Genomic DNA, 26,538 nt, shown 5'->3' with positions numbered 1-26,538 from the left:
TTTGCTGTTTTCTTATCATCACTTGGTGTAAGTGTTACGCTTGTTTCAAATACAGGATTGCTTCCCTGAGTTCCGTCAGCAAAGTCATTTCCTATTATTAGTGATGTAGATGTAACACGGTTTGTACTTATTGTATCTCCTACTCCCGGTGTTATCACTACTTTGTATGTTCCTGCTCTTGAAATGTTGTCAAATGCGTAGTCTCCGTTTGCATTGGCTGTGGTAGTCATCGGATTACCTGATTCATCAAGTACCGGATTACCGCTTGCATCATAAAGACTTACCGTTCTGCCTGCTGCAGGTACGTCATCATCAGTTGTAAGATATGTACCGTTTCCGCTTCCGCCTGCCGGTGGAACATCATAGTAGATCTTACCGCTGATCTTATATTTCTTTGGTACTACGACATTGCTGAGTGCCTCAAATGCACCTGTATAGCTGTCTCCGGAAAATCCCGCAAAGGTATTTACCGCTTTGTTTGTAGCATCAAGAGGAGTGGTATCAGGCATCTTTGCTCTGAATGTAATATCATCCGATGAACCGCTTGCCAGTGTATATCCCGGCTTCATTTTTATTCTGAACATAGTAACCGCTGACCAGTCTGAAACTGATGAAGACCATGTAGCGCCTGCATAGTTGGCAGCTATATTTCCTTCTGTAACAGGGGTTGTACTGTATTCATATGTATAGTTCGGATTAGGGTCAAGAGGACCTGTAAGTCCAAGTCTGTATGTTGAACCTCTGTTAGCATAATTACCCTGCTGATCCGGTGCTATTGCCTTATCACCCACATGTGGCAGGATATCAAAGAATGTAAATCCGCTAACTCCTGTTATAGAGTTATTAAAAATGTTGAGCTTATAGTCTACTATCTGCTCACTGTCAGGTGTTGTAAGCGATGAATATTGAGCAACACTTGAATCCGCTCTCTTTGATCTCTTTGTAAGGATCAACTCTAACGGAGGTGAGTAAAGATATGTAGCCTTTTTGCTACTGAACTTCTCTGTTGTGTTTCCGTCATTATCAAGGTCAAGTACATCTTCGTACTTACCGAGTACTTCATTAGAAGTAGCTTCTTCATTATTATCCCATGACAAATATGTGTCGATAGTATTCTGACCGCCTGCCATATTTCTTGTAGTCTTAAATTTGGTATTGAAATATACATTATTATATCTGTCATTTCCCTCAGGAATATTTATATCCGGAAGATCCCATATATAAGCTGTCTTTCCTGTATTCTTGAAGTTATACTCAACTCTGTAGTTACTCATAACATCAGGTGTAAGTTCAGGAGTATAGCCTGTACTGGTATATATGCCCTTAAACTCAAGTGCAGGATCTGCAAGTACGAAGAACTTAGGATTTTTAATTTTTCTACCACCCGGTGGTAAAAAGTATTGGAATCTTACATTGTCGGTCATATTGAACTCTTCGTTCAAATACTTTGTTCCAAGATTCTGATTCTGTGTATCATGCTCATACTCTGCCGCAAAAGCCTTTGTCCAGGTAGCATAGTCAGTTCCGCTGGCTGTCCATGTTCTTCCGGCGCCGTTATCTCCGGTTACTGTTACACCATTTCTTGTCTGAATGTAACTGCTTGCACTGTTTGGCTTTGCCGCCAACTCTGCTTTTGCAGTATTATATGCATTTTCTTCAAAGCGGAATCTATATCTTATATCCACAACTCTTCCTGTAGGAGCCTGAATCTCTATAGGATTTGTAAACCTAAGCTCTATCTTCTTATAGAATTTAGGAGTCGGAAGTCTGACCTCATCTGCAGTACTTGTGATTTGAATATTTGTAGCAATTACTTCCTCACTACCGTCATCCTTTATACCTATAAGCTTGTTGTTTGAAAGAGCTGCAAGCTGTGTATTATCAAGTGCCGGTATAGTCTGTATAGTTCCTGAGGCATCTACAACTTTACCTGTAGGATTAAGAGTTCTTATCTGATATCCCACAAGTTCCATATCTGTAACCGGTGTATCGACTACAGAACTTACTCTTGTATGATATGCTCCCATAGTAGGATACTCTTCAGGATTACCTACATACCAGTTCCAGTTAAAGCCCATGTTATAAACATGCTCTGTCTTATCTCTGTCTGTAAAAGTAAATCTCCACGGACTGATATTTTTATATGCAGAGATACCTCTATCATCTGCCGGAACTCTAGGGAAGGACCAGTATCTTACAGAGCTCTTTGACTTCTCAAGAGAAGCCGTATCCAATGAACCGTCATCATTTACATACTGCCAAGTAATAGGAAATTCCACTGTCACAGGAGACGCCTGTGTACCTACAGTCTGATTATTATATCTGATATTGAAACCGTCATTGGTATAGTTTAAGTTACTTTGAAACTCTACATCCTTACTTATAGTATGGTTTGCTGCATTATATGTCCAACTGCTGTTTCTGGTATCTGTAGTATCAAAGTTTTCATTTGCAGGAAGCTGTACAGTAACTCTTGTCTTTCTTCTGTCACCACCTACAATCTTTGTCTCCGTACCATGGTATGTACCTGCTGCCGGCCAGTCGGTTCTTCTGGTATTAAACTGAATAAATGTAGCCAAATCGTTTGCCAGAGTTGTACTGTTTTGTAAACTGCTTGTACCCTCTGCATAGTAGTAATCTCTTCTGATATTGTTGTTTTCATCCGTATATCCTACCGGATATGTCTTTGCAGAAAAGGTATTGTTGGTACTCTCAAGCAAAGTATCATTTGCATCATACACCTGATAAGGGATAACATAGGTCTCATCATTTGCCAATGAACGATCTTTTATTGTTCCCTTAAAAGGTACTGTCTGTGTAGTACCGCCTCCAAGTGTTATAAACTTTAGTTTAACCTTGTGAAACTCACTGTCTGAGCTGTCAATGCTCAAAAAGTTGCTTGCCGGTCTGTTTATCCATGTAGAAATATTACTTGAATTTATGTACGGGAATACTTTCTTTGGAATATAAAGCACTCCATATGCTCCCGGGATACTTCTTGTAATAGATGATATCGTAATATTTGCATAAAACGAAACCTCTTCTCCTACGTAGAAATCACTGTTTCCTCTGCTGTTGACAACATTTCTGTCGTATGTAACCTCCGCCATAATATCCGGATCATTTACTATGCCGGGCGGACCCGCATAAGCTGTAAATAATTCACTCATTGACAGAAATACCATCACAAATGACAAAAGAGCGGCCAACAGTCGCTTTCTGAAATTATTCATTATTCCTCCTATATAATTGTAATTTAGTAAAAATATTAAAACTGTAAAATTGTTGAGCCTTCTTTTTGATGGCTCCGCTATTCATATCCTGTTCAATACTTTACCATTTATGTGTACATTTCATAACTACCTCCCCTTACTCTACAATCAAAATGTCGCTTAAGACTTTTTCAAAGGGCTTTGAAAACACTTAGGTTTATCATGTTTTCCATATCATTAAAGCTCTTCTATATCTTCTTAAAACATCCATTTATCAACAGTGCTCGATTATCATAGCATATGTTTTATAAAAAATCATTAATAAATTTATACAGTTTTTTAAAAAAACAATAACACATTTTAAATGTGAAATTTAAAGATTTTAAACGGTTTTAAAGCTGAAAAAAGCCGGGATTTTCTTATCCCGACTCTGATATTATTCTATGTTTTTATCCTATCTAAAGTGCAATGTATCGCGTTTTTCCTTAGCTATAAGGTTAAATATAAATGCCGCTGCCGGTATAATTCCCTGCTTAAATATTATAGCAAAGTCCACACTGTAAGCTCCATATGCTGCAGCCGCTATAATACAAAAAAGTGACAAAAGTATCATTTCTTTATTTTTCCTTATCATACCGAAGATAATACCCAAACCCAAAAAACCGTTATACAGGCCCTGATTTGCAGCCATGGTTGCTGTCTGAGAAACAAAATCCGCAGTCATATTCGGATCGATTTTCGTTCCGGACTGCTGCCAGAAAAACATTTCCAAAACCATTATTCCAAAACATTCAATTGCCGCCAATACAGCTAAAACCTTTGCCGCTTTTAACATAAATCCTCCTATATAATATTTTTGAGTTTTTTATTTTATATATATTAATGTAATAACACTGTACGCCACTAAAGCTGTTATCATAAACAATGATATAAATGCAGATATAAAGTTCTCTTCGTCTTCACTTTTTACAAGCGGCTTTATCTGTAGCGGCACAGGAAATCCTGTCGGACACATAAAGTATAATAATACTCCGGCTTTAAATATATTATCCGCCATATATGTCGGGAAGAAAATAAAAAATCCTATAATTATAACTACACATCCGCATATCCTTATTATACCCAGCTTCAAAAGCGGAAGCAGTAGAGATTTTTCCATCTTCAGCTCATAACCCAATGTAAAGAGGATTATTCCGGTAATCGGTGTAATCACCATATCTATTGTAGATGTATAAACACTTCCAAGTTCGCTGTTCATCAAATGGCCTTGAACACCTGTCATATTGGAGACTATTCCGAATATAACCGCCAGCATAAACGGACTTAAGATTATTCTCTTTAATAATACCCTTATATCAGCTTTTTCTGAAAGCTCCCTCGTAACAAGTATAGGAAGCAATCCGAAGTTTATTAAAATACCTGCCACATCAAAGGTTAATATATTTACCGCATTCGACTTTGCCACCATGCTTAGGTATAGAGGCAATGCTACATTTCCACCTTCACAGGTAAGTAAGAGGAATGGCGAAATCTTTGCATATTTTCCCCCTTTACCCACAATAAGCTTTCCTACTATATATATTATTATCCATAACGCATCCACAAATATTATCTGTGGTACAAAGCTTTCTGAAATCTTTGATTCTGCAAGTACATGATATACCAGTAATGGAAACAATATATTAAATACTATTTTCTTGGCTCCTTCATTTTGTTCCGGCTTTATCCACGAATACTTTCGGGATAAAAATCCCAAAAACATCATAAAGAAAACCGGAAATAATACTTCAACAGCTTTCATTAAAACTCCTTCTATCGTTTTACTGTTAAATTCTGCTCAACCTGTCAGTCATCAAAGTATATATATCTATTCCGTTTTCAAAAGTTGTCTTTATAATATTTGCAATTTCATTTGTATATCCCGGTGCAACTATTATTATAGCCTCAAGTTTTCTCTTCCTTGCCTCATCCGGTGAAATAATCGGAATATGTGATGCCGGTGCATATTTTCCCTGCTTAAAAGGTGCGGAATCTATTATACAGTCTACATAATCTGCAATACCTGTGGTTGCACAGAGGGTAAATCCCTGATGTGACGCTCCCCAGATCGCTATTTTGCCCGCTTTTGCATATTTTTTTACAGTTTCCACTACCTCCGTTGCAATATCGGTTTTCTTTGAAATGATACCGCAAATATCCGGAAGTTTTCTTTTCTTTACAATCATTGATATGGTGTCTCTGTTTACCGTTTCTTTTTCAAGTACTTCAAATCCGCATATATTTAAAAGATGTGTAAGACTCTCAAAGCTGTAATAGGCTATGTGATCCGGAATTATCTCATAAAAGCTGTTTTGCTCCATGATATATTCAAAGCTTGGCACCGTAATCAGTCCATAGCCTTCATCACCTAGATTATTGTATATTGCTTTTAAATATGTTCTCGGATGTGGCTGATGCTCAAGGAAGTTAAAAGACATAAAAGCATCAAAAGGTCCGTTCTTGAATATATGATCTTCACTCTCCGGGAAATCCTCATCCACTCTGAGCCCTGCTTTTTTTGCAATCTCTACAAGATCTTTTTTATGTTCGGTGCCGTACCCTTCCACCGGAAAGTCTAAGAGCATTCCAAGGAATTCTCCTCTGCCACAGCCTACCTCTATTATCTTCTTTCCCTCCAATGATGCAAACTCTATAAAATGTTTATACTGGCTTTTTCTTAGAGCTTCCATTGTGGTGGAATAGCCACCGGCTCTTATAACATCTCTATAGTAATAAACCGCATCGTTTTTTAACTGCACAAGACCGCAGTCCTCACAGACACATAGCGATACTTCTATACCGCTGTCTTTATCAAGTTCTTCCTTTGTCGGAATATCCTGTGCACTTGCCGGCATATTTTCTATTTTCATAAGTTCATGTAATGAACCTTTACAACTGATACATTTTTTCAAAAATATTCTCCTCTATAGCTTTTAATCTTTGATATCGCACATATCCTTGATACCGCCTTCAAAGCCGTAAGCTTCTTTAAAACCGATTTCCTTTAATACGCTGATACTCGGATTTAAAAAAGGTGTGCCCTCACTTGCAGCCTCTCTTTTTTCAACTATTATATTGCTGTTGCTTTTCAATATCCTTTTCATATCCTTTACATAGTCCATAAGCCGCTTATTATCTTCACCTGCTATATTAAACACATAATTCCCTTTTAAATTCCTCGTTGAAAGCAGATATATGGCATTACAAAGATCCTTGATATATATATAATTCCAAGACTGTAAACATTCCCCCGTATGTACATCTATATTTTCTCTAAAATTATTGATACAGGAAGATATTAAAGAGGTCTCATGATCTCCTTTTCCAAACACTGAGAAAATACGCATATGTGCATATTCTATTCCTAAATTATCTCCAAGTTTTTTAAGTTCCGTCTTTAATAAAAGCTTTGCCTTGCCATACTCCGATTTTGGTGAACCGGATGAGTTTTCATCCTGTAAAGGTATTTGTTTGATATCAAAATCCTTACCGTATACTTTTTGTATATCTTCCAGAGTCTGTCCGTATTCTGCCTGAGATCCCGCAAAGAGCATTCTTTTAGCATTCTTCTCCTTACATACCTTTATAAGTCTTTTTGCGAAATCTATATTTTCTGACTGAACGGCTTTATCCATTCTTCCTACCTTGCCTATTCCTCCCCACGCCAGATGTATGCATATATCAAAATCTGTATCCAGTTTTTCTATATCCTTCATATCAAGAATTATAAGCTTGAATTTGTTGTTTACTTCATACTTTAAAAGCTCATCTTTGCCCCTTGCGTTTTCTCTGATTAAAGCAAGCACTTCTTCATCTTTTGAAAGGAAGTATTCCACCAAATGTCTCCCCAAAAACGAAGCCGCTCCTGTAATAAGTACTCTCATAGTTTACTCCGGCATCCTTGGTATTATCATATTCTCTTCCATTTCTTCATCTGAAAGGAAAGGCACCAAATCTTCAAGTGGTGGGCTCACCATTCTACCATCCGGCAATTGCTTACCTGATGACTTAGGTTCAAAGTTTTGATCCGTAGTTACAAAGGCCTCACAGATTACAGGTCCCTCGACTTTAAACGTATTTTTAACTGCATCCCCAATTTCCGAATTTGTCTTTGCACTGATATAATTTATACCGTAAGCATTTGCTATTTTTTCCATACTTGGGAATGAGAGGTCTCCACTGTCAGGTCCTATTCCCACCAAAGGCTTATCACCGAAGAATTTTGTTTGTGTCTGTCTGATACTGTGATATCCTTCATTATTTATTAGGAATATTTTTATATCCGCATTATGATGCACTATTGTCTGTAACTCCTGCAAATTCATCTGTATACTTCCGTCACCTGTAATAAGTATCAGCTCTTTATCAAATCTCTTTCCGTCAAGATTTGCCATATATGCTCCTATTGCGGCCGGCAAATCATATCCCATAGATGCCACTGCAGAGTTTGATATAAATCTTTGGCCTTTTTTTATAATGTATGAATGTCCGCCAACCACACAGGCAGATCCGTTTCCTACCACTGTAATCTGATTTTCTTTTGCCCTGTCACCTATCTCTTTTATAAAGGCATATACATTCGCCTTTTTACTGTCATCTGTTTCAAGGAATTCTTTCCTGCACACCGGATATTTCTTTAACCAGTACTTCACAGTTTCATTCCAGCTCATCCCTTTAAGACCTTCACCGCCTTCAAATACAGGCGTCTTTTGCTCTTTTAATACATCTACAAGCTGTCGCATAAATACCTTACAGTCTGCATGAACAGGTATATCAATATGTAGAGTAGGCTTCTTCAACTCTTCTTTATCAATATCATTTACTATGGTAAAGGCCTCCCTTGCCCATCCTTGGTAGTTAAATCCCACCTGCCTGAGACTGAGTCTTGAGCCTACAGACAGTAAAAGGTCCGAGTTTTGTACAGTAAAGTTTCCGGGTCTGTCGCCGAAATTTCCCGGTCTTCCGGCGTATAGAGGATGGTCTACTTCTATACAGTCCTCCGAGTTCCATCCTACAACAACCGGAATATTTAAAAGTTCTGCCAACTCCATAAACTCTTTATGTGCATTTCCTATTCTGATACCGTTTCCTGCATTAAATACAGGTCTCTTGGCTTTTCTTATCCTGTCAATAATTTCTATAAGCAAATCCCTTGATAAAGGTTTCGGCTCATTACTAAGGTCTAACTTTGTTCTGTCATCAACATCAACCTTATATGGTGAGGTCTTTGCCCAACCGTCACCACCTGACTCATAATTTCCGATATCAAAACCGATCAGTTCATCTTCTTCTATAAAACTTCCCTGTACATCAAGCGGTATATCAAGCCAAACCGGTCCCGGTCTGCCATGTGTTGCAAGATAGGCACATTTTTCAACCAGATACCTGATTCTCATAGGTTCCGTTATCATTTCACTGTACTTACTCATACACTCTATTGATTTACAAATATCAAACTCCTGATCTCCCATAGCCCTGATACCTGTTCGTGAGTATCTGGCAGTCCAATCATATCTTACCTGTCCTGAAATAACAAACATCGGTATCGAATCAAGCCATGCACCAAGCACGCCTGTTATTGCATTTGTTCCCCCCGGACCTGTGGTAACACATAGCACCGCCATTTGGTTATTTATTCTTGCATATGCCTCAGCTGCCATTGCACAGGCCTGTTCGTGGTGATTATATGTAATGGTAAGCCCCTCCTGATGTCCCAGTCCGTCATTCAGATGCATTGCTCCTCCGCCTGTCACACTAAAGCCATGGCTTATTCCAAGTTCTACAAGTCTTTTAGCAATATAATTGCTCAATTTGATTTTCATAGTATTCTCCCTGAATTCTAAGTACTTAAATTTTATATCAAGTCAAAATCACGACCAAAATATTTATAAAATATCAATACGATTATACCATAAGATTTATAAGTATTATAGCTTTTCACAAAGCCTTTTGATTTTATTACAAATTTTATCCGTTCTTTTCAATTCACAAATGGAAATTCTCCTGAAATCTCTTTCTTTTTTCTTACAGTTTCTTACCATTATATTTATTCCCTTTTCAATCGAAAAAATATTGCTATAATGATAGAACAAGCTACAAAAATGTAGTTTGAATATATTGATGGAAAATGAGGTCAGTTATGTTTAAGAAAACTATATCTATGCTATTGCTTACTGCCACTATTTCCATGACTGTTGCTGTACCCGGCTATGCTGCCATGAAAATTACAGACGCTAACTCCTTTAAATGGAGTCAGACAGGCAGTGAGTGGAAAGTTGTTGATGGTTCAGGTAAACCCGCTACAGGCTTTATCAGTTACAATGATCAGACTTATTTTTTAGATAAGAACGGCATCATGAAGACAGGTTGGATTAAGTCTTCAGGCTCTTGGTATTACTTAAATGACAATGGAACATTAGCTGTGGATCAGTGGATCGACAATTACTATGTGGACTCCACCGGTAAAATGACCAAAATACAGTAGGATAAAGATAAAGAGGCATTGATTTATTCAATGCCTCTTAGTGGTTTTATTGGCCTTTAATCCTTTTGTGTAATTAAAGCTTTGCAATATCCACTACATTTTTTCTTGACTAAAAATATTATTAAATTTGAAATGCTTTATTTGAATTTATTGCTTCAGATATTCTTTGATTTTATTTTTTAGAATCGGTATAACATCTTCTTCAAACCACGGATTTTTCTTCAACCATATCATATTCCTTGGTGAAGGATGTACTATAGGCAAATACTTCGGTAAGTATTCATTATATGCTTTTACGGTCTCTGTCAGATTGGACTTTTCTTTATCGCCCAAATAGTATTTCTGAGCATATTGTCCTATTAGAATAATCAGCTCTACTTTAGATAATTCTTTTAATATTTTTGGATGCCACTTGGCTGCAAAATCTTTTCTTGGAGGTAAATCTCCGCTTTTACCTTTTCCCGGATAATAAAAGTCCATCGGTACAATGGCGAAGATATCAGATTCATAAAAAGTCTTTTCATCTACCCCCATCCATTCTCTTAGCCTGTCACCGCTTTTATCAAACCAATATTTACCTGCCTCCTGTGCTTTGATTCCGGGAGCCTGACCTACAATCATTACTCTGGCATTCTCCGGTGCCGAGAACAGCGGCTCTATTCCGGCTTTTGTAAACTTTTCATTTTCCTTGTCCGACATTATCTCATCAAATATCTTTTGAACATTTCCTGAAAACATAAGTCTCCTTATCCACTTTTAAAAATCATTATCAATATTTGTCTTGCAGCGCATATACTCCCGTACACATCTTCATATATGATATGCTATAAAATATAGATTTTCAAACTGAAAATAAATCCGTAATTCAAAAAAAAATACAGATTGATATTCTACATTATTATTGACATCAATTTTGTTTTAAAGTATAATTTTTCAAGTATGCGGGTGTGGTGGAATTGGCAGACACGCAAGATTTAGGTTCTTGTGGGCGACCGTGCAGGTTCAAGTCCTGTCACCCGCAGTAAAGCTGTTACTTATGTAGCAGCTTTTTTTAATATTCTGAATTTCTTATATTTTTCTTTATACTCGCTAAATCATTTGACTAAACTATCCTGTATTAATTATAATTATAATAAAAAAAGATACCGGATTGCATACAAAACACCTAATCGCAATCCTGAAACGGGAGTTTCTTATGGCGTTTTTGGATCATTATAGGGCCAATAAAACATTAACCTATAATCAGAGATTTCTGCTCATCTCTACTGTACCTATTTATTTTATGATTTTTGCATTGATTTTTTCCCCGATAGATGAAATCTTACCGGGGCTATGGCAAATAATCATACAACCCGACCTTTTAATTACAGATTATATTGTGGTAGGCGGAATAGGTGCGGCATTTTTTAATGCGGGATCGCTTACACTTATTTTACTTTTCCTTTTACACCATTTTAAGGTCGATTTTGACAGGCATATTGTAGTGAGTTCCTACCTTATTTTCGGTTTCTCACTCTTTGGCAAGAACGTGGTAAATATATGGCTTATACTCTTCGGCTTCTTTATTTATGCCAGACTACATGGATATTCACTTAAGAAATATATCTATTACGGCTTATATGGAACCAGCCTTTCACCGGCAATTACTTTGGTAATGCAGACCTTGCATAGTAATCCTGTAATTGAAATCATTATTGCAAGTATTACCGGACTTATTATAGGATATGTATTGCTTCCTATATCTATTCATGTAAAGTCCTCTCATAAGGGATATTCACTTTACAATGTAGGATTTTCATCCGGTATTATAGCCACAGTGCTTGTATCCATATTCCGCTCTTTCGGTGTGGATATTGAAACAAGACTTATCTGGGATGAATCACATACTCCGCTTTTTGCCGTTGCATTGTTTGTACTGTTCTCATATATGATTATACTTGCAATAATACTTGACGGTAAAAAGTTAATGCCTTCATACTTTAATCTTTTAAAGGAAACCGGAGTACATGGAACTTATAAACACGAATATTCAGATGCCGTATATATCTTTAATATGGCTGCAAACGGAATAATCGCTACTTTATTTGTCTTGTTTACAAAAGGTGATTTAAACGGACCTACTATCGGATCTATATTTACAATTGTGGGATTTTCTCCTGCAGGTAAGCATATGAGAAATATCCTACCTGTAATGGTGGGTGTGTGCTTCTCGGCATTCTTAAAACAATGGTATATCAATGATCCGGCACCTACACTTACCCTCCTTCTTTCCACCACTCTGGCGCCTATTGCAGGAGAGTTCGGTATTATAGCAGGGCTTATAGCAGGTTTTATACATTCCTCAGTAGCTTTAAATGTAGGTATTGTTTATAAGGGATTAAATCTTTACAATAACGGCTTTGCAGGCGGTATCGTAGCTATTTTCATGGTTCCGGTCATAGAGTCAATTATTGAAAAAAGGAAAAATGATAAAGAAAAAAAATTAAATAAATCGTAGTTATTAAGTATAGGCTTTAGTTTATAATAAAATTATTATAAATTAAAAGCCTATAAATTTTAGACAGGAGTAAATATGGAAAATATAACTGATGATATGATTCAAAATCTTTCACCATGGAATGACGGTATAAAACCCGGTGATACTACAAAAACTGTAAAAGAATCAGCATGTGAGCAGGCCTATCAAGTCAGCCCGAGATATTTAAATGCGGCAGGTAGACTCTTTGGAGGTGATCTGCTCTCATGGATAGACCTTACAGGCGCTCTTGCCGCAAAGAGACATTGCAATATGCCGGTTTCCACTGTTGCCATTGACAATATACATTTTGCCAAACCCTTGCACCTTGGCGATATTGCCATTCTTATTTCCAATGTAACTCATGTAGGCAACAGCACCATGGAAGTCAGAGTAAACAGTTATGTTGAGGACCTTGCCACCGGTCACAGATCTCTTGTAAATACGGCATATCTGGTATATGTAGCATTAAAAGATGAAAAACCTTCAAGAGTACCTAGACTTATACCTGAAACCGATATAGAAAAGCGTGAATGGTTTGCAGGTGAAAAAAGAAACGAAATAAGAAAATCCCGTAGAAAAGAGGGAATATAATGCAAAATTATATAAGAAGCATCGGTTTCTCAATGTATAAAAAGAAGACGGAAGTCAGTGAACTGCTTGATAAGATTCAGAGAGAAAATATAGCATCTGCAAAGATTGTAGTCACTACTGAAAAAGAAAGGCTTTGGGAGATAAGAAAAGACCTCTCCCCATCGATAGGACTTTGTATATTCGGTTATCTCGAGAATCTCGGTATCTTTGTCAGAGAAGGTTATTTTCCATATATCAAAGATACTGCTGTCAGTTCCACTGCCAAATGCAGCATTGAAAGACATATAGACAGTACTGTTTATTCAGGTATGATTGATGATAACAGACTTGGTATGTCTTTAATATTCAGACTTTCAAACAGCTTTGACTATCTTGACAATATAAGTACAAGAATAAAGTCAACCGTTCTTTACGGATTCTGCGCAGACGGAAAAATATTATTACCGATAAAAAAGACCTTGGCACAGATGGAAATCTCAAAGCAGAAACTTATGAACAGAAATATGCTTATAGAAGCAGCAAAGCTGGGAGATGAAGCTGCTATAGATACCTTATCCACAGATGATTTAATCACATACACCACTTTAAACACAAGAATACAAAATGAAGACCTATACAGTATAGTGGATACTCTCTTTATGCCTTTCGGTATGGAAACCGATATGTACAGTGTTATAGGCAATATTTTGGATATAAGTCAGGAAGAAAATTCCATTACAGGAGAAAGCGTTTTGCTTCTTAAAATAGAATCCGGTGATATTATATTTACGGTAGCTATAAAAAAGGATGATTTACAGGGCGAAGCCCGAATAGGACGACGTTTTAAAGGTAATGTATGGCTGCATGGAAAAATAAATATTTAAAAAAGGACTCCCGAGGGAGTCCCTTTTTTATACGCAGGTATTATAGATTACCTAGTACCATCTCTGATACATCACTGTATAACCGATATAATACCCTTTGTTCTATTTTAAATTACTCGATGATAGATGCAACTCTACCTGAACCTACTGTTCTACCACCCTCACGGATAGCGAATCTAAGACCCTGCTCACAAGCAACAGGATGGATAAGCTCGATAGTCATCTCTACGTTGTCACCAGGCATGCACATTTCTGTACCTGCAGGAAGGTTACAAACACCTGTAATATCTGTTGTTCTGAAGTAGAACTGTGGACGATAGTTATTGAAGAAAGGTGTATGACGTCCACCCTCGTCCTTTGTAAGAACGTAAACCTGAGCTGTAAACTTCTTATGGCAAGTTACTGAACCCGGCTTTGCAAGAACCTGACCTCTTTCGATTTCTGTTCTCTGAACACCTCTAAGAAGTGCACCGATGTTATCTCCGGCCTGAGCCTGATCAAGAAGCTTTCTGAACATCTCGATACCTGTAACAACAGTTGACTTCTTATCCTCATGGATACCAAGAATCTCTACTGTATCGTTAAGGTTAAGTGTACCTCTCTCTACTCTACCTGTAGCAACTGTACCACGACCTGTAATTGTAAATACGTCCTCAACAGGCATAAGGAATGGCTTATCTGTCTCTCTCTCAGGATCAGGAATGTAGCTGTCAACAGCATCCATAAGTGTCATGATCTTATCACCCCACTCACCGTTTGGATCCTCAAGAGCCTTAAGAGCTGAACCCTGAACGATTGGTGTATCATCACCAGGGAACTCATACTCGTTAAGAAGATCTCTGATCTCCATCTCTACGAGTTCAAGAAGCTCCTCATCGTCAACCATATCACACTTGTTCATGAATACAACGATATATGGAACACCTACCTGTCTTGAAAGAAGGATATGCTCTCTTGTCTGAGCCATAACACCGTCTGTAGCAGCAACTACAAGGATAGCTCCGTCCATCTGTGCAGCACCTGTGATCATGTTCTTTACATAGTCAGCGTGTCCAGGACAGTCAACGTGTGCATAATGTCTCTTCTCTGTCTCATACTCGATATGAGATGTTGAAATTGTGATACCTCTCTCTTTCTCCTCTGGAGCCTTGTCGATCTTATCGAAATCAACGATCTTGTTTGTATCTGAAGGTAATCTTGTTGCAAGAACCTTTGAGATAGCAGCTGTAAGAGTTGTTTTACCGTGATCTACGTGTCCGATTGTACCAATGTTAGCATGAGGCTTTGTTCTATCAAATTTTGACTTTGCCATTGTTAATTCCTCCTTGAATTAAACCTAAAATTAATAGTAAATTTTGTTATATTATATAGTATTAGCCAAGATTTAGCAAGTTAATAAACTTTCTCAACCCGGGTTTTTAAGATTTCTTATCATTAAGAACTTTTTCTTGAACAGACTTTGGAACCTGCTCATATTTTTCAAAGAACATAGAGTAGTTTCCACGACCCTGAGTTCTTGAACGAAGATCTGTTGAGTATCCGAACATCTCTGAAAGCGGAACAAATGCGTTTACCTGCTTACCGCTTGGGATATCCTCCATACCCTCTATACGACCTCTTCTTGAGTTGATATCACCGATAACATCACCCATGTACTCCTCAGGCATTGTTACTTCGACCTTCATGATAGGCTCAAGAAGTACAGCACCCGCCTTGCTCATAGCATCCTTAAATGCCATAGAACCTGCTATATGGAATGCCATTTCTGATGAATCGACTTCATGGTATGAACCGTCATATACATTTGCATGTACACCGAGTACCGGGAATCCTCCAAGGATACCTGACTTTGTAGCCTCCTCGATACCTTCGCCGACTGCAGGTATATATTCCTTAGGAATAGCACCACCGACAACGGTTGATTCGAACTTGAATGTCTCTTCTCCGTTCGGATCCATCGGTTCAAACTTAACTTTACAGTGACCGTACTGACCACGTCCACCTGACTGTCTTGCATACTTGGAATCAACGTCAACAGCCTTAGTAAATGTTTCCTTATAAGCAACCTGTGGTGCACCTACATTTGCTTCTACATTAAACTCTCTAAGAAGTCTGTCTACGATAATCTCAAGGTGAAGCTCACCCATACCTGATATAATGGTCTGTCCTGTTTCAGTATCTGTCTTAACTCTGAATGTAGGATCTTCCTCAGCAAGCTTAGCAAGTGCATCGATCATCTTTGCCTGACCTGCCTTTGTCTTAGGCTCGATAGCGATATCGATAACCGGCTCAGGGAATTCCATTGACTCAAGGATTACAGGATGCTGTTCGTCACAGATTGTATCACCTGTTGTTGTAAGCTTAAATCCTACAGCAGCTGCGATATCTCCTGAGTAAACCTTGTCAATTTCTGTTCTCTTGTTTGCATGCATCTGAAGGATACGACCGACTCTCTCCTTCTTACCCTTTGTAGCGTTGAGTACATATGAACCACCGTTAAGTGTTCCTGAGTAAACTCTGAAATATGCCAACTTTCCTACGAAAGGATCTGTCATAATCTTAAATGCCAAAGCTGAGAAAGGCTCATCATCTGATGAATGTCTCTCAATTTCATTACCGTCAAGGTCAACACCCTTGATTGCAGGGATATCTGTCGGTGCAGGCATGAATTCAACTATAGCATCAATAAGCTTCTGAATACCTTTGTTACGATAAGCTGTACCGCAACATACAGGGATTGCCCTGTTCTCACAAGTTCCCTTTCTAAGTGCAGCCTTAAGCTGTTCTACTGAAGGCTCCTCACCCTCAAGGTACATCATAGTAAGTTCGTCATCAAGCTCACAAATCTTTTCAACAAGTTCCCCATGGTATAACTCAGCTTCGTCTTTTACCTCATCCGGTATATCAACGATAGATATGTCATCACCCTTGTCGTCATTGTAAATATAAGCTTTCATTTCGAAAAGATCTACAATTCCCTTGAAATCATCTTCTTTTCCGATAGGAATCTGAAGCATGATTGTGTTTTTACCAAGTCTTGTATGAATCTGCTCTACAGCTGCATAATAATCAGCACCCATAACGTCCATCTTATTGATGAATGCCATTCTAGGTACATGATATGTATCCGCCTGTCTCCATACATTTTCAGACTGTGGCTCTACACCTTCTTTTGCAGAGAATACACCTACCGCACCGTCAAGTACACGAAGTGATCTCTCTACCTCTACTGTAAAGTCAACGTGTCCCGGAGTATCGATAATGTTTATACGATTTTCCTTCTCACCCGGCTTTACTTTGTTAAATTCCTGTAATGTCCAGTGGCAAGTTGTAGCAGCTGAAGTAATTGTAATACCTCTCTCTGCTTCCTGCTCCATCCAGTCCATTGTAGCGGTACCCTCATGGGTATCACCAATCTTATAATTTACACCAGTATAATATAGGATACGCTCAGTAAGTGTGGTTTTACCGGCATCTATATGAGCCATGATACCAATATTTCTGGTTCTCTCTAAAGGATATTCTCTTCCAGCCAATTGGTTTCCTCCTATTAGAATCTATAATGAGCAAATGCCTTATTAGCCTCTGCCATCTTATGCATATCTTCTTTTCTCTTCACTGCAGCACCTGTGTTGTTTGCTGCATCCATTATCTCATTTGCAAGACGATCAATCTGTGTCTTCTCGCCTCTTTTTCTTGAAAAGAATGTAAGCCATCTAAGAGCAAGAGCTTGTCTTCTCTCAGGTCTTACCTCGATAGGAACCTGATATGTAGCTCCACCGATTCTTCTCGCTTTTACCTCAAGTACAGGCATGATATTGTTCATAGCTTCCTCGAAAACCTCTACAGGATCCTTTCCTGTCTTATCGGAAACCTTATCAAATGCTCCGTACACAATCTTCTGTGCAACACCCTTTTTACCGTCTAACATGATAGTATTTACAAGCTTTGTAACTACCTTGTTATTGTATAAAGGATCTGCTAATACATCTCTTTTTAGTGTATGTCCTTTACGTGGCACGTTTCTTCCCTCCTTAATATTTAATTAGATCTCAGGTACTCGCTTTTTGCGTCCTCGTGCCTATATTTTTTGCAACCAACAAAAAATCGGCACTATCTAATTTGAAAGCTTTGCTTTCTTTTTAAAGACTAGCTTTTTTCTTATTTCTTATCTTTTGGTCTCTTGGCACCGTACTTTGAACGGGCCTGTTTTCTGTTAGCGACACCTGCAGTATCTAAAGTACCACGAATAATATGGTATCTTGTACCAGGCAAGTCCTTTACTCTACCTCCACGGATAAGCACAACGCTATGCTCCTGAAGGTTATGTCCCTCTCCCGGGATATAGCTTGTTACTTCGATTCCGTTAGAAAGACGAACTCTGGCAATCTTACGAAGCGCTGAGTTAGGCTTCTTAGGTGTTGCAGTCTTAACAGCTGTACAAACTCCTCTTTTCTGTGGTGAAGAGATATCGGTTGACTTCTTGTGAAGTGAGTTGAATCCCTTCTGAAGAGCAGGAGCTGTAGACTTTTTTACTGAAGTCTGTCTGCCTTTTCTAACTAACTGGTTAAATGTTGGCATTCCTTTTTCCTCCTTTTTTATTGGTTGCTTTACATTTTTGTTTTAGTGAACATCATCGCCTATTCACTGTATGTGCAAATATCATCGCCTACTTACACAGTATTTAATTCTACTAAAATAAATCTGTATTGTCAATTGTATTTACCGGTGATAAATCTGACTATTTTCTTACAATGTAACAATAAGTCCCGACCTTTCAGCCGGGACTTATTTAAAAGATTTAGTCTTCCTTATTTTTTACTCTTGCAAATGCCGTCAAAGATAATGTAAGCATCAACAGATAAATATATATATTATTTCTGTCTTCTGTCTTCGGTACAGGCAGCTTCTCTCTTCCTACCGCACTTCCTTTTGCAACAACCTGTCTGTCTACAGTTGCAGGCTGTGCATTTGGAGTTTCTATAGGTTTAACTTCAGGATTCTCTTTCTTTATTCCTGAATCTATAAGCTGTACCACTCTTTCAGCTCTTATATTTGCATTTGAGCTTCCTCCGGAACTTCCGCTTCCGCCTCTTCCTGCATTTGATCTTGTTGCTGTTGACGGTGTCGCTCTGTTCGGTCTTATGATGTAATCATTGTTTCTGTCCCCCGGTATTGTTACATTGCTTGGGGTTGCAGGTATCAGAGGGTTTGGTATTATGATTACACTTGGATCTTTTAAGTATACATAGGTTACTTCCTGATCATTTACTCTAAAGATTCCGTCCGTATCTCCTTCCGATCTTAAGAAGTGATAGCCGTTTATCTCTATTGCGCTTGTACTGTATGGTAAGCCAAGCTTTCTGCTTCCGTTTAATACATCATCCGCGCTTAAGCTTCTTCCTGCAGGATCTACATAATGAATTGTTACATTTCCTGCATTCTTTCTTCTATATACATACACTACTGTCTGCTCATCTTCTACAAATACTCCGTTTGCATTTGCAGGCATACTTATTAGATCAAGGTTTTCTATTGTTTCTGCATCTGTTGTATAGCTAAGGCCCAGCTTTCCGGCTCCATCTATTACCTTTGGTGCCACCAAGTCTTCTCCGCTTTCCTCATCCACGTAGAATACTTTAACGTTTCCTCCGTTCTTTCTTCTATATGTATAGGTTACTGTCTGTGGACTTGATGTTATTACTCCGCTTGCATTTGCAGGCATACTTATAAGGTCATAGTGAGCTATTGTCTTTGCTGTTGTTGTATATGGCAGGCCTACGTTTTCCACTCCTGATATACTCTCAGCATTTGCAAGCTCTACTCCCGCCTCATCTACATATACAGCTTTTACTTCACCTCCATCCTTTCTCTTATATACATAAGTTACATTCTGAGTTGAAGTTGTATATACTCCGTTTGCATTTGCAGGTAGGCTAAATATCTCATAGTCAGGTATTGTAGCCATGCTTGTGCTGTATGCAAGGCCAAGCTTTCTGCTTCCGTCAAGTACTTCATTTCCTATCAGATCACTTCCGTCATACTTTGATATATGATGGACTATTACATCTCCCGCATTCTTTCTTGCATACTCGTAGTTTACTGTTTGGGCTCCTACACTAAACACTCCTGTTGCATTTGCAGGTACCGTTATAAGATCGTATAGATTTATGTTTTCACTGTTTGTACTGTATGGTAAGCCAAGCTTTCTTGTACCGTTAAGTATTGTAGAGGCATATAATACATCACCTGTTCCAACCTCTATATGATTTACAGTTACATCTCCGGCATCTCTTCTTCTGTATACATATGATACCGTTACATTTGTATTTGAGAAGGTGCCTGACTTGTTTGCAGGTAGAGCTACCAAGTCATAGTCTGCAAAGCTCTTTACCTCCGTATCATATGGGAGTCCGAGCATTCCGTCTCCACTTTGTCCTACCGGCGCGGTAAGTGCGCTTCCGTCAGCTTCGTCAGTATATGTTGCTATTACATTTCCTGCATTCTCTCTCTGATAACGATAGGTTACTACTATTTCCGCTCCTGAACTGTATGTTCCTGTTGCATTTGCAGGTATACCGCCTACAAGCTCATAGTTTGGCAAATCTGCAGCTGTCTTTGCTGATGTTGTATATGCAAGTCCAAGTCTTCCTGTTCCGCTTAATACTTCATCAGGTGCAAGGCTTGCTCCTGTTATTGCATTTATATGCTTTACTCTTACATTTGCAGCATCTCCACGCTTATATTTGTACTCTACCAATACCGGTGTTGTAGTAAAGGTTCCACTCTTGTTTGTAGGTACTGCTATTAAATTATAGTTTGCAAAGCTCTTTTGATCTGTGTCATATGCTAATCCAAGCTTATTTGTTCCTGACTGTACTACAGGGGCATGTAGTACACCTCCGGTTATATCATCTACATAGGTTGCCGTTACATCACCTGCATCCTGTCTCTTATAAAGATATATTATCTCTACAGGTGTTGCCTGCTCTATATAGCTTCCCGTTACCGATGCAGGAACTCCCGCTACCAATTCATAGTTTGGCAACTGGGCTGCTGTCCTTGCTAAGGTTGTATATGGAAGTCCAAGCTTTCCTGTTCCGTCCAACACCTCATTAGGATAAAGTACTGCATTAGTTCCCTGCTCAAGATGCTTTACTATTACATTTGCAGCATTCTTTCTTCTATATACATAGGTTACTGTCTGCTCTGTTGTAGTAAATGTTCCTGTTGCATTTGCAGGATTTGCTGTCAACTCATAGTTTGCTACTGTTTTTGCTACTGTAGTATATGGGAGTCCAAGCTTTCCTGCTCCGTTTTGGGTCTCATCACTTGCAAGTACCGTATTTGTTGTATCCTCTAAATACTTTGCTACTACATTTCCCGCATCCTTTCTCTTATAGTAATAAGTTATGGTTATCGGTGCTGTAGTATATACTCCGTTATCATTTGTCGGAAGATTTGTAGTATCAAGGTCAAAGTTTGCTATAGTTTCTGCACTCTCTGAATATGGGAGTCCAAGCTTCTTTGTTCCGTCCAGTATCTTATCCGCATGTAGCTGGGCATTGCTACCTACTTCTAAGTACTTAACTGTTATATTTCCTGCATTCTTTCTTCTATAGTAGTAATCCACTGTCTGAGCTGCTGCTGTGAAGGTTCCGTTCTTATTTGCCGGCTGGGCTACCAACTCATAATTATTTATGGTCTCTTCACTTGTAGTGTATGCTAAACCAAGCTTATTTGCTCCGGGCTGTACCACTGTTGTTGCAAGCTCTGTCGTAGAGTTCTCCTCATAGTGATGCACTGTCACATCTCCCGCAGCCTTTCTTACATAGTAGTAAGTTACTGTGGTATCTGTAAGTCCATACTCTCCGGTTGCATTTGTCGGAAGTGGAGTCTCCGCCTCATAGAAGTTATCTGTTACAGGGGCTGTTGTATATGGTGTGCCGTTTGGCTGTCTTGTTGTTACTGTCGGTGAAAGTTCGGTATTGTCCTCCCTCTTTATATGCTTTACAACAAGATTTGTATATACAGACTTAAGTCCCAGATTCTTTATTTTACTTGTATTTGTTCTTGTAAGAGGAACTTCAAGTTCTACCCAGTTTACATTCGGTACAGGAACCTGATTTTCCTTCATCTTTGACGGAAGACTTACTGTATTTGTAAAGTCATTTCCTATCGTTGTTGCCGTACTTGCATTTAAAGGTCTGATAATATCTCCTGCTAAAGTCTCGATATATACCTTATAATCACCCTCTGTACTTATCTTATCTTTAAATGTATAGTTTCCGTCATTGTCTGTAAGTATTGTATCTATAACAGTCTCAACACCGCCGTCTACCTTTACAAGTCTTACAGGTCTGTTTGCCGCTACAATATCTCCCGTATTGAAGCTTCCGTTCTCATCTACATCATAGTATGCCTTACCGGCTATGATGTATTTATTTATAGTAACCTTTGAGATAAGTGACTCAGACGCACCGTTTAGATTGTTTCCATACCATGATGCTACTGAGTTGTTTGCACTTGAACCTGCTTCCAGCTCCTTGGTCTCAGGTATCTTCACTCTATAAGTGAATACATCTGTACTTCCCGGAATCAACTGATAAGAATTATTCATCACAGCCTTAAACATAGTAACACTTGACCAGTCTGTGATATCTCCTGCCTGCACCCAGTTGGCTGCAACATTCGCTTCAATAGTTCCTGCAGGTTCATCAGTAGAATAGTAAACTGTATATCCGGCAGGAGCAGTCACAGGCCCTTGCAATATAGGATACATCTTTGAGCCTCTGGCTATATAGTTTCCATGCTCATCCTTTACTATTTCCTTATCGTTTTCATATGGGAATATATCCATTACATTAAGCTGTCTCGCATTATCTATGGAGTTATTCCATGCTGATAATTTGTACTCTACTATATCTCCGCTCTCTGCATTGATAGCTGCACTATAGTTTGTTTCTGTAGTAAGCTTCTGCCTCTTTGTTAAGATAACTGCCCTTGGTGGTATAAAGTTAAACTTAAAGCTCTGGTATGAAAGTCTGTCAGTAGTGCTTCCGTTATTATTTGCATCATACTTATCAAGGAAATCTACAGTTGCACTGGAATATACTGTATTTGGAGCATATCCGCTTGCATCGGTTGAGTTATTATCCCAACTAAGGAATGCTTCTACAGTATGCTCACCCTCTTCAAGACTTGTGGTAGGTTTAAAATCTATATATAATCTATCCACTCCCCAAGCCTCACCTTTTGGATAAGTAAAATTATCCAAATCAAACACATAGGCAGTTTTTCCGGTACCCTTATAATTATCCACTCTCTGTGGTGTGGTATTTAGGGTAAATCTATATTGAGCCTGATATGGATGGTGCAATGCACTTTCAAACTCCAACTCAGGATCTACCAGGAATATAAGTTTACCGTTTTGTACGGTTCTCTCTGTCCCAAGAGATGAATAATATGTAGGTACCACATGATAACGTATGGTATCTCCCAGTTGTGCGTTTGTAACTGACGGATTTCCCTGAATGTTTTGAGAATGCTTATCCAATCTCAACTGTGCCGTATCATTCTTATAATGTCTTCTGATAAGATTTTCTCTTATTACAGAACCTGTATTTGATAAAGCATATGCCCTATTGTACACAGTATAATTCTGTCCTATTGCCAACTTGTTTTCTATAGTTGTAACAACAGGTGCTGTAAGCTTGGACTCTACGAAAAGTCCGATAGCATTTTCAGCATAACCTGATATGGTTATTTCATCATCAAAGTCAAGTCTTATAGCTTTATAATACTTGGCTGTCATACTATGCTCTGTATTCCATGCAAAAAATTCATTTGTATCTGTTACAGGAGTATAGTTTATATTTGTAGCAATTACTTCTTCACTACCGTCATCATTTATTCCTATAAGTTTATTATGATTTAGCTTTGCCAAATTTGCCGCATCAAATCTGTCTTCCCAAACTCTGATACCATAGCCTGTAAACTCTACTTTTTCATTTGGTACATCTTTTATAGACTTAAACTTTGTTGTAGAACCTGTTACCGGCGTAGTACCCCAGTACTGTGCCACATTGATTATCCACTTATCCTTACCGCCATTATCACCTAAATGTACATATCTATCACCTGTAACAACTGCCTTTGTCTGACCGTTCTCTGTTGTCTCAGGGAATATATTTCTCTTATAAATATAAAGCTTAGGTACATACCTGTAAGTTTTATAAACAAATGACTTTCTCTCTGTACTCATATCCACAGTACCGTTATCATTTATAAGATATGTAGTCTGCGGTATATTAACCGTGGTATAATTTGTTCCGTTTACACTCTGTGTACCGTTATGCTTTGCAGTAAACTTTAATAAATAGCTTAATGCACCTACATTCATAGTTACATCCTGTGTAATGGTATGATTTACCGGATCATAGGTCCAGTTTGCATTATCAGGTAGACTTGGATCCCATACTATGCTTGATGGCAAAGTCAAAACAGTTCTTTTCTTTCTTCTATCCACACCATAGTTATTACCGTTTATCTCTGTATCATGTATATGCTTTGTACCGTTTTGTGCATATGAATACCATGTATCTGTAAATCCGTTCTTTATATGTGTATGGCTTGCATCCGTCTCATCATCTGATACTGCTACATTGGCATCTGTACCACCCCTGCTCCATCCATTGATTGTACCATTATCCGGACTGTTTATACCCATAACATAGGTTTCTGCAGTAACTTGCTTTGTATCATTTGCAAGTTCTACACCATCCTTTGTATAAAGTCTGGTCTCTATAGTGGCGGTCTCGCCCTTTGCAAACTTACCATTTATCATGGTTGCTCTGAAAGGGTTAGATACCATCGGCCCCGGTGCAAGTATATTATATGTCACCTTTATCTTCCAATATGTAGCATCCCATGTCACAGACACATTCTTTATAGTAGGAGAGCCTGAGACATCCGCAACGCTTGGCTGATTGAACTCACTTCTTTTTAAAGTAATTATTGAATACGGTTCCGTATAAGTGTCACTTGACACGGTTACATTCAAATAATATGATTCCGGCTTTCCCGGAAGAGAAGTGGTCTGAGTTCCCTCCACATACGATATATTCGTAGTGGCTGAAGTTCCACCACCGGTTGCCAGTGCTTCAATGGCGAAGAATTTCGACATCAAAAACAGAATTGTTACCAGTGTAAACAATAGAATATTTACTCTTTTACTAATTCTAAACAAAATACACCTCCATAATTTTTTCTCTTATCACTCCATATTTTTCGATCACCAAGTCTAAATACCGAGTCTTTTGCATTAAATAAAGAGCCACATTTCCACAAAATTTTATATAATATGTAACCCTTTAAAACACTTCTTTACTTATATAGCATAACATTTTAAAGAAATGAATTCTATGCTTTTCTTTCCCATTCATAAATTTTGGCAAATCGCATTATTTATATAAAAAACCTCAAATATTTTTTATCCGAAGTTTTTACAAATAATCATATAATCTTTTTTATGATGATTTTCTATTCTTATATTTATAGAATACTGAAAGTTTTTATCAAATCAATATTCATCTTTATTTTGGTGTACCTAACATTTTTTCAATATTAATCATTTTATTAAATAGGTTTTGTTTAGATTGTTAACTTTATTGTATTTTAGGTTGACATTTCTTTTCTTTTATAATATCATTTTCTTGTATTTTATTTTTACAGTAGGAGATTTTTATGACAAAGACTATTACAATAAAGAAAATGGCCATAGTATCGCTTATGACAGCAATACTATGTATTTTATCACCCATTTCCGTACCTGTTTTTATAAGTCCGGTACCTATTTCTTTAGGTGTACTTGCAATTTATCTGACTGCATATGTACTTGAACCTGTAGAAGCTCTTATATCGGTAGTTATCTTTTTATTGCTTGGTGTATTCGGTTTACCTGTCTTTTCAGGATATTCAGGCGGTATAGGAAAAGTACTCGGACCTACAGGTGGATATATTATCGGATTTTTATTTACAGTATATACAAGTTCTGTTTTTATTCACTTAAAGAAGGGTATTGCCTTTGATATTATAGGAATGATTATCGGACTTGGAATTTGTTATTTCCTTGGTACAATGTGGTTTTCATTACAGCAGGGAAAGGGATTTATAGCTTCACTATTATTATGTGTGGTACCTTTTTTGATAGGAGATGCAATAAAAATAGCTATTGCCGCTATTATCGGACCTGAAATAAGTAAAAGATTGAATAAAGCAAATATATAAAAAATACGGCTATGAAATTTGATTTTCATAGCCGTTATTTTATCTTTCTCTATATCCCAAAGCCTGCTCCAATACTATTTTTTCCTCATCTGTAAGTACCTGATCTGTCTGACCGTTTTCAACTATTTTTATATAATTAAAAGTAGTCTCTCTGGAGTGAATACTGTTTATTATATATCCGGAATTTCTGTAATCTAAAAGACAAAGCGCAAAACTTAATTTACCGCCCATTCCTTCAAATGCGTCATATTTTAATATTCCAATTTTTTGCAGACAGTCCCTTTCAAGTCTGTTAAGCTCTCTTATGGCCTCTCTGTTTAATCTGCTTTCACTTTTTAAACTGCGAATATCTTTTCTAAGCAAAATTATAACATCCTCAAGATTCCTTGCAGATTTTCCTGCCATAAAATTATCATAACTCTTGAAAAGTCTTCTGTACTTTACTCTATGTCTTACCATAGATATAAATAATATAAAGTTAAAAATAGCTACCACCAGGATAAAGCCAAACAAAATCCTATTATCAATTGTCAAATTTATCAT

The 26,538-nt window shown here is 37.9% G+C and carries 18 protein-coding genes and 1 tRNA gene; 6 read left to right on the top strand and 13 right to left on the bottom strand.

The features are described from left to right. The 6 genes from HMPREF1140_RS00810 to HMPREF1140_RS00785 all read right to left on the bottom strand — a co-directional run. On the bottom strand, positions 1-3,233 hold a 3,233-nt coding region (locus HMPREF1140_RS00810), incomplete at its 3' end, for a hypothetical protein (RefSeq protein WP_009662011.1). A gap of 433 nt (positions 3,234-3,666) precedes the next feature. After that, on the bottom strand, positions 3,667-4,047 hold the full coding sequence (locus HMPREF1140_RS00805; RefSeq protein WP_009662000.1) for a DUF1304 domain-containing protein: 381 nt from the start codon (positions 4,045-4,047) through the stop codon (positions 3,667-3,669). Positions 4,048-4,077: 30 nt separating this feature from the next. Further along, positions 4,078-5,013 carry an AEC family transporter gene (locus HMPREF1140_RS00800; RefSeq protein ID WP_009661998.1) on the bottom strand — a complete coding sequence of 312 codons (936 nt, stop codon included), beginning with the start codon at positions 5,011-5,013 and terminating at the stop codon, positions 4,078-4,080. 25 nt (positions 5,014-5,038) lie between these two features. Beyond that, entirely contained in the window at positions 5,039-6,163 is a 1,125-nt protein-coding gene (locus HMPREF1140_RS00795; RefSeq protein ID WP_009661990.1) for a class I SAM-dependent methyltransferase, read from the bottom strand. Positions 6,164-6,184: 21 nt separating this feature from the next. Beyond that, the gene (locus HMPREF1140_RS00790; RefSeq protein ID WP_009662029.1) at positions 6,185-7,135 is read right to left on the bottom strand and encodes an NAD-dependent epimerase/dehydratase family protein; all 951 of its coding nucleotides are present in this window, start codon (positions 7,133-7,135) and stop codon (positions 6,185-6,187) included. A 3-nt stretch (positions 7,136-7,138) separates the two neighbouring features. Then, positions 7,139-9,073 (bottom strand): thiamine pyrophosphate-binding protein, encoded by a 1,935-nt coding sequence (locus tag HMPREF1140_RS00785; RefSeq protein ID WP_009662012.1) that lies wholly within the window; start codon positions 9,071-9,073, stop codon positions 7,139-7,141. Positions 9,074-9,390: 317 nt separating this feature from the next. Here HMPREF1140_RS00785 and HMPREF1140_RS00780 point away from each other — a divergent pair, with 317 nt between their 5' ends. Next, on the top strand, positions 9,391-9,735 hold the full coding sequence (locus HMPREF1140_RS00780) for a choline-binding protein A (RefSeq protein WP_007594869.1): 345 nt from the start codon (positions 9,391-9,393) through the stop codon (positions 9,733-9,735). 147 nt (positions 9,736-9,882) lie between these two features. Here the strand turns inward: HMPREF1140_RS00780 and HMPREF1140_RS00775 are convergent, their stop codons facing one another. Beyond that, positions 9,883-10,473 carry a uracil-DNA glycosylase family protein gene (locus HMPREF1140_RS00775; protein WP_009662003.1) on the bottom strand — a complete coding sequence of 197 codons (591 nt, stop codon included), beginning with the start codon at positions 10,471-10,473 and terminating at the stop codon, positions 9,883-9,885. A 203-nt stretch (positions 10,474-10,676) separates the two neighbouring features. Here HMPREF1140_RS00775 and HMPREF1140_RS00770 point away from each other — a divergent pair. The 4 genes from HMPREF1140_RS00770 (at position 10,677) to HMPREF1140_RS00755 (ending at position 13,707) form a co-directional block, all read left to right on the top strand. Further along, positions 10,677-10,756, top strand: a tRNA-Leu gene (locus HMPREF1140_RS00770). 174 nt (positions 10,757-10,930) lie between these two features. Then, complete coding sequence (locus HMPREF1140_RS00765; protein ID WP_009662036.1) at positions 10,931-12,232, top strand: DUF1576 domain-containing protein; 1,302 nt, start codon at positions 10,931-10,933, stop codon at positions 12,230-12,232. 75 nt (positions 12,233-12,307) lie between these two features. Then, a complete protein-coding gene (locus HMPREF1140_RS00760; RefSeq protein WP_009662028.1) occupies positions 12,308-12,844 on the top strand; it encodes an acyl-CoA thioesterase in 537 nt (178 codons plus the stop codon). Continuing rightward, complete coding sequence (locus tag HMPREF1140_RS00755) at positions 12,844-13,707, top strand: DUF3881 family protein (RefSeq protein ID WP_009662004.1); 864 nt, start codon at positions 12,844-12,846, stop codon at positions 13,705-13,707. Before HMPREF1140_RS00760 ends, HMPREF1140_RS00755 begins: the two co-directional genes overlap by 1 nt. A 112-nt stretch (positions 13,708-13,819) precedes the next feature. Here the strand turns inward: HMPREF1140_RS00755 and tuf are convergent, their stop codons facing one another. The 5 genes from tuf to HMPREF1140_RS00730 form a co-directional block, all read right to left on the bottom strand. Next, positions 13,820-15,019 carry an elongation factor Tu gene (tuf, locus tag HMPREF1140_RS00750; protein WP_009662023.1) on the bottom strand — a complete coding sequence of 400 codons (1,200 nt, stop codon included), beginning with the start codon at positions 15,017-15,019 and terminating at the stop codon, positions 13,820-13,822. A gap of 106 nt (positions 15,020-15,125) precedes the next feature. Further along, positions 15,126-17,243: an elongation factor G gene (gene fusA / locus HMPREF1140_RS00745; protein ID WP_009661984.1), complete on the bottom strand. Its 2,118-nt coding sequence runs from the start codon at positions 17,241-17,243 to the stop codon at positions 15,126-15,128. A gap of 14 nt (positions 17,244-17,257) precedes the next feature. Further along, positions 17,258-17,728 carry a 30S ribosomal protein S7 gene (rpsG, locus tag HMPREF1140_RS00740; RefSeq protein WP_007594900.1) on the bottom strand — a complete coding sequence of 157 codons (471 nt, stop codon included), beginning with the start codon at positions 17,726-17,728 and terminating at the stop codon, positions 17,258-17,260. Between the two features lie 140 nt (positions 17,729-17,868). Continuing rightward, positions 17,869-18,288, bottom strand: coding sequence for a 30S ribosomal protein S12 (rpsL, locus tag HMPREF1140_RS00735; protein WP_007594901.1), 420 nt, complete (start codon positions 18,286-18,288; stop codon positions 17,869-17,871). A 220-nt stretch (positions 18,289-18,508) separates the two neighbouring features. Then, on the bottom strand, positions 18,509-24,955 hold the full coding sequence (locus HMPREF1140_RS00730; RefSeq protein ID WP_009661985.1) for a MucBP domain-containing protein: 6,447 nt from the start codon (positions 24,953-24,955) through the stop codon (positions 18,509-18,511). Positions 24,956-25,452: 497 nt separating this feature from the next. On the opposite strand from HMPREF1140_RS00730, the gene HMPREF1140_RS00725 reads away from it, so the two are divergent. After that, entirely contained in the window at positions 25,453-25,995 is a 543-nt protein-coding gene (locus HMPREF1140_RS00725) for a biotin transporter BioY (RefSeq protein ID WP_009662015.1), read from the top strand. A 39-nt stretch (positions 25,996-26,034) separates the two neighbouring features. Here the strand turns inward: HMPREF1140_RS00725 and HMPREF1140_RS00720 are convergent, their stop codons facing one another. Beyond that, positions 26,035-26,538, bottom strand: a complete 504-nt coding sequence (locus HMPREF1140_RS00720; RefSeq protein ID WP_009662014.1) for a DUF4446 family protein — start codon at positions 26,536-26,538, stop codon at positions 26,035-26,037.

It is taken from the genome of Lachnoanaerobaculum sp. ICM7 (genome assembly GCF_000287675.1).
GTDB lineage: Bacteria > Bacillota > Clostridia > Lachnospirales > Lachnospiraceae > Lachnoanaerobaculum.
Note: the sequence above shows the minus strand (reverse complement) of the source record. Positions and strands in the feature narration are given on the sequence as shown.

Bases quoted from the DNA above. Each gene is read 5' to 3' on its own strand.
- HMPREF1140_RS00805 (WP_009662000.1), bottom strand. From the start codon at position 4,047: ATGTTAAAAGCGGCAAAGGTTTTAGCTGTATTGGCGGCAATTGAATGT.
- HMPREF1140_RS00800 (WP_009661998.1), bottom strand. From the start codon at position 5,013: ATGAAAGCTGTTGAAGTATTATTTCCGGTTTTCTTTATGATGTTTTTG.
- HMPREF1140_RS00790 (WP_009662029.1), bottom strand. From the start codon at position 7,135: ATGAGAGTACTTATTACAGGAGCGGCTTCGTTTTTGGGGAGACATTTG.
- HMPREF1140_RS00785 (WP_009662012.1), bottom strand. From the start codon at position 9,073: ATGAAAATCAAATTGAGCAATTATATTGCTAAAAGACTTGTAGAACTT.
- HMPREF1140_RS00780 (WP_007594869.1), top strand. From the start codon at position 9,391: ATGTTTAAGAAAACTATATCTATGCTATTGCTTACTGCCACTATTTCC.
- HMPREF1140_RS00775 (WP_009662003.1), bottom strand. From the start codon at position 10,473: ATGTTTTCAGGAAATGTTCAAAAGATATTTGATGAGATAATGTCGGAC.
- HMPREF1140_RS00765 (WP_009662036.1), top strand. From the start codon at position 10,931: ATGGCGTTTTTGGATCATTATAGGGCCAATAAAACATTAACCTATAAT.
- HMPREF1140_RS00760 (WP_009662028.1), top strand. From the start codon at position 12,308: ATGGAAAATATAACTGATGATATGATTCAAAATCTTTCACCATGGAAT.
- HMPREF1140_RS00755 (WP_009662004.1), top strand. From the start codon at position 12,844: ATGCAAAATTATATAAGAAGCATCGGTTTCTCAATGTATAAAAAGAAG.
- tuf (WP_009662023.1), bottom strand. From the start codon at position 15,019: ATGGCAAAGTCAAAATTTGATAGAACAAAGCCTCATGCTAACATTGGT.
- rpsL (WP_007594901.1), bottom strand. From the start codon at position 18,288: ATGCCAACATTTAACCAGTTAGTTAGAAAAGGCAGACAGACTTCAGTA.
- HMPREF1140_RS00725 (WP_009662015.1), top strand. From the start codon at position 25,453: ATGACAAAGACTATTACAATAAAGAAAATGGCCATAGTATCGCTTATG.
- HMPREF1140_RS00720 (WP_009662014.1), bottom strand. From the start codon at position 26,538: ATGATAAATTTGACAATTGATAATAGGATTTTGTTTGGCTTTATCCTG.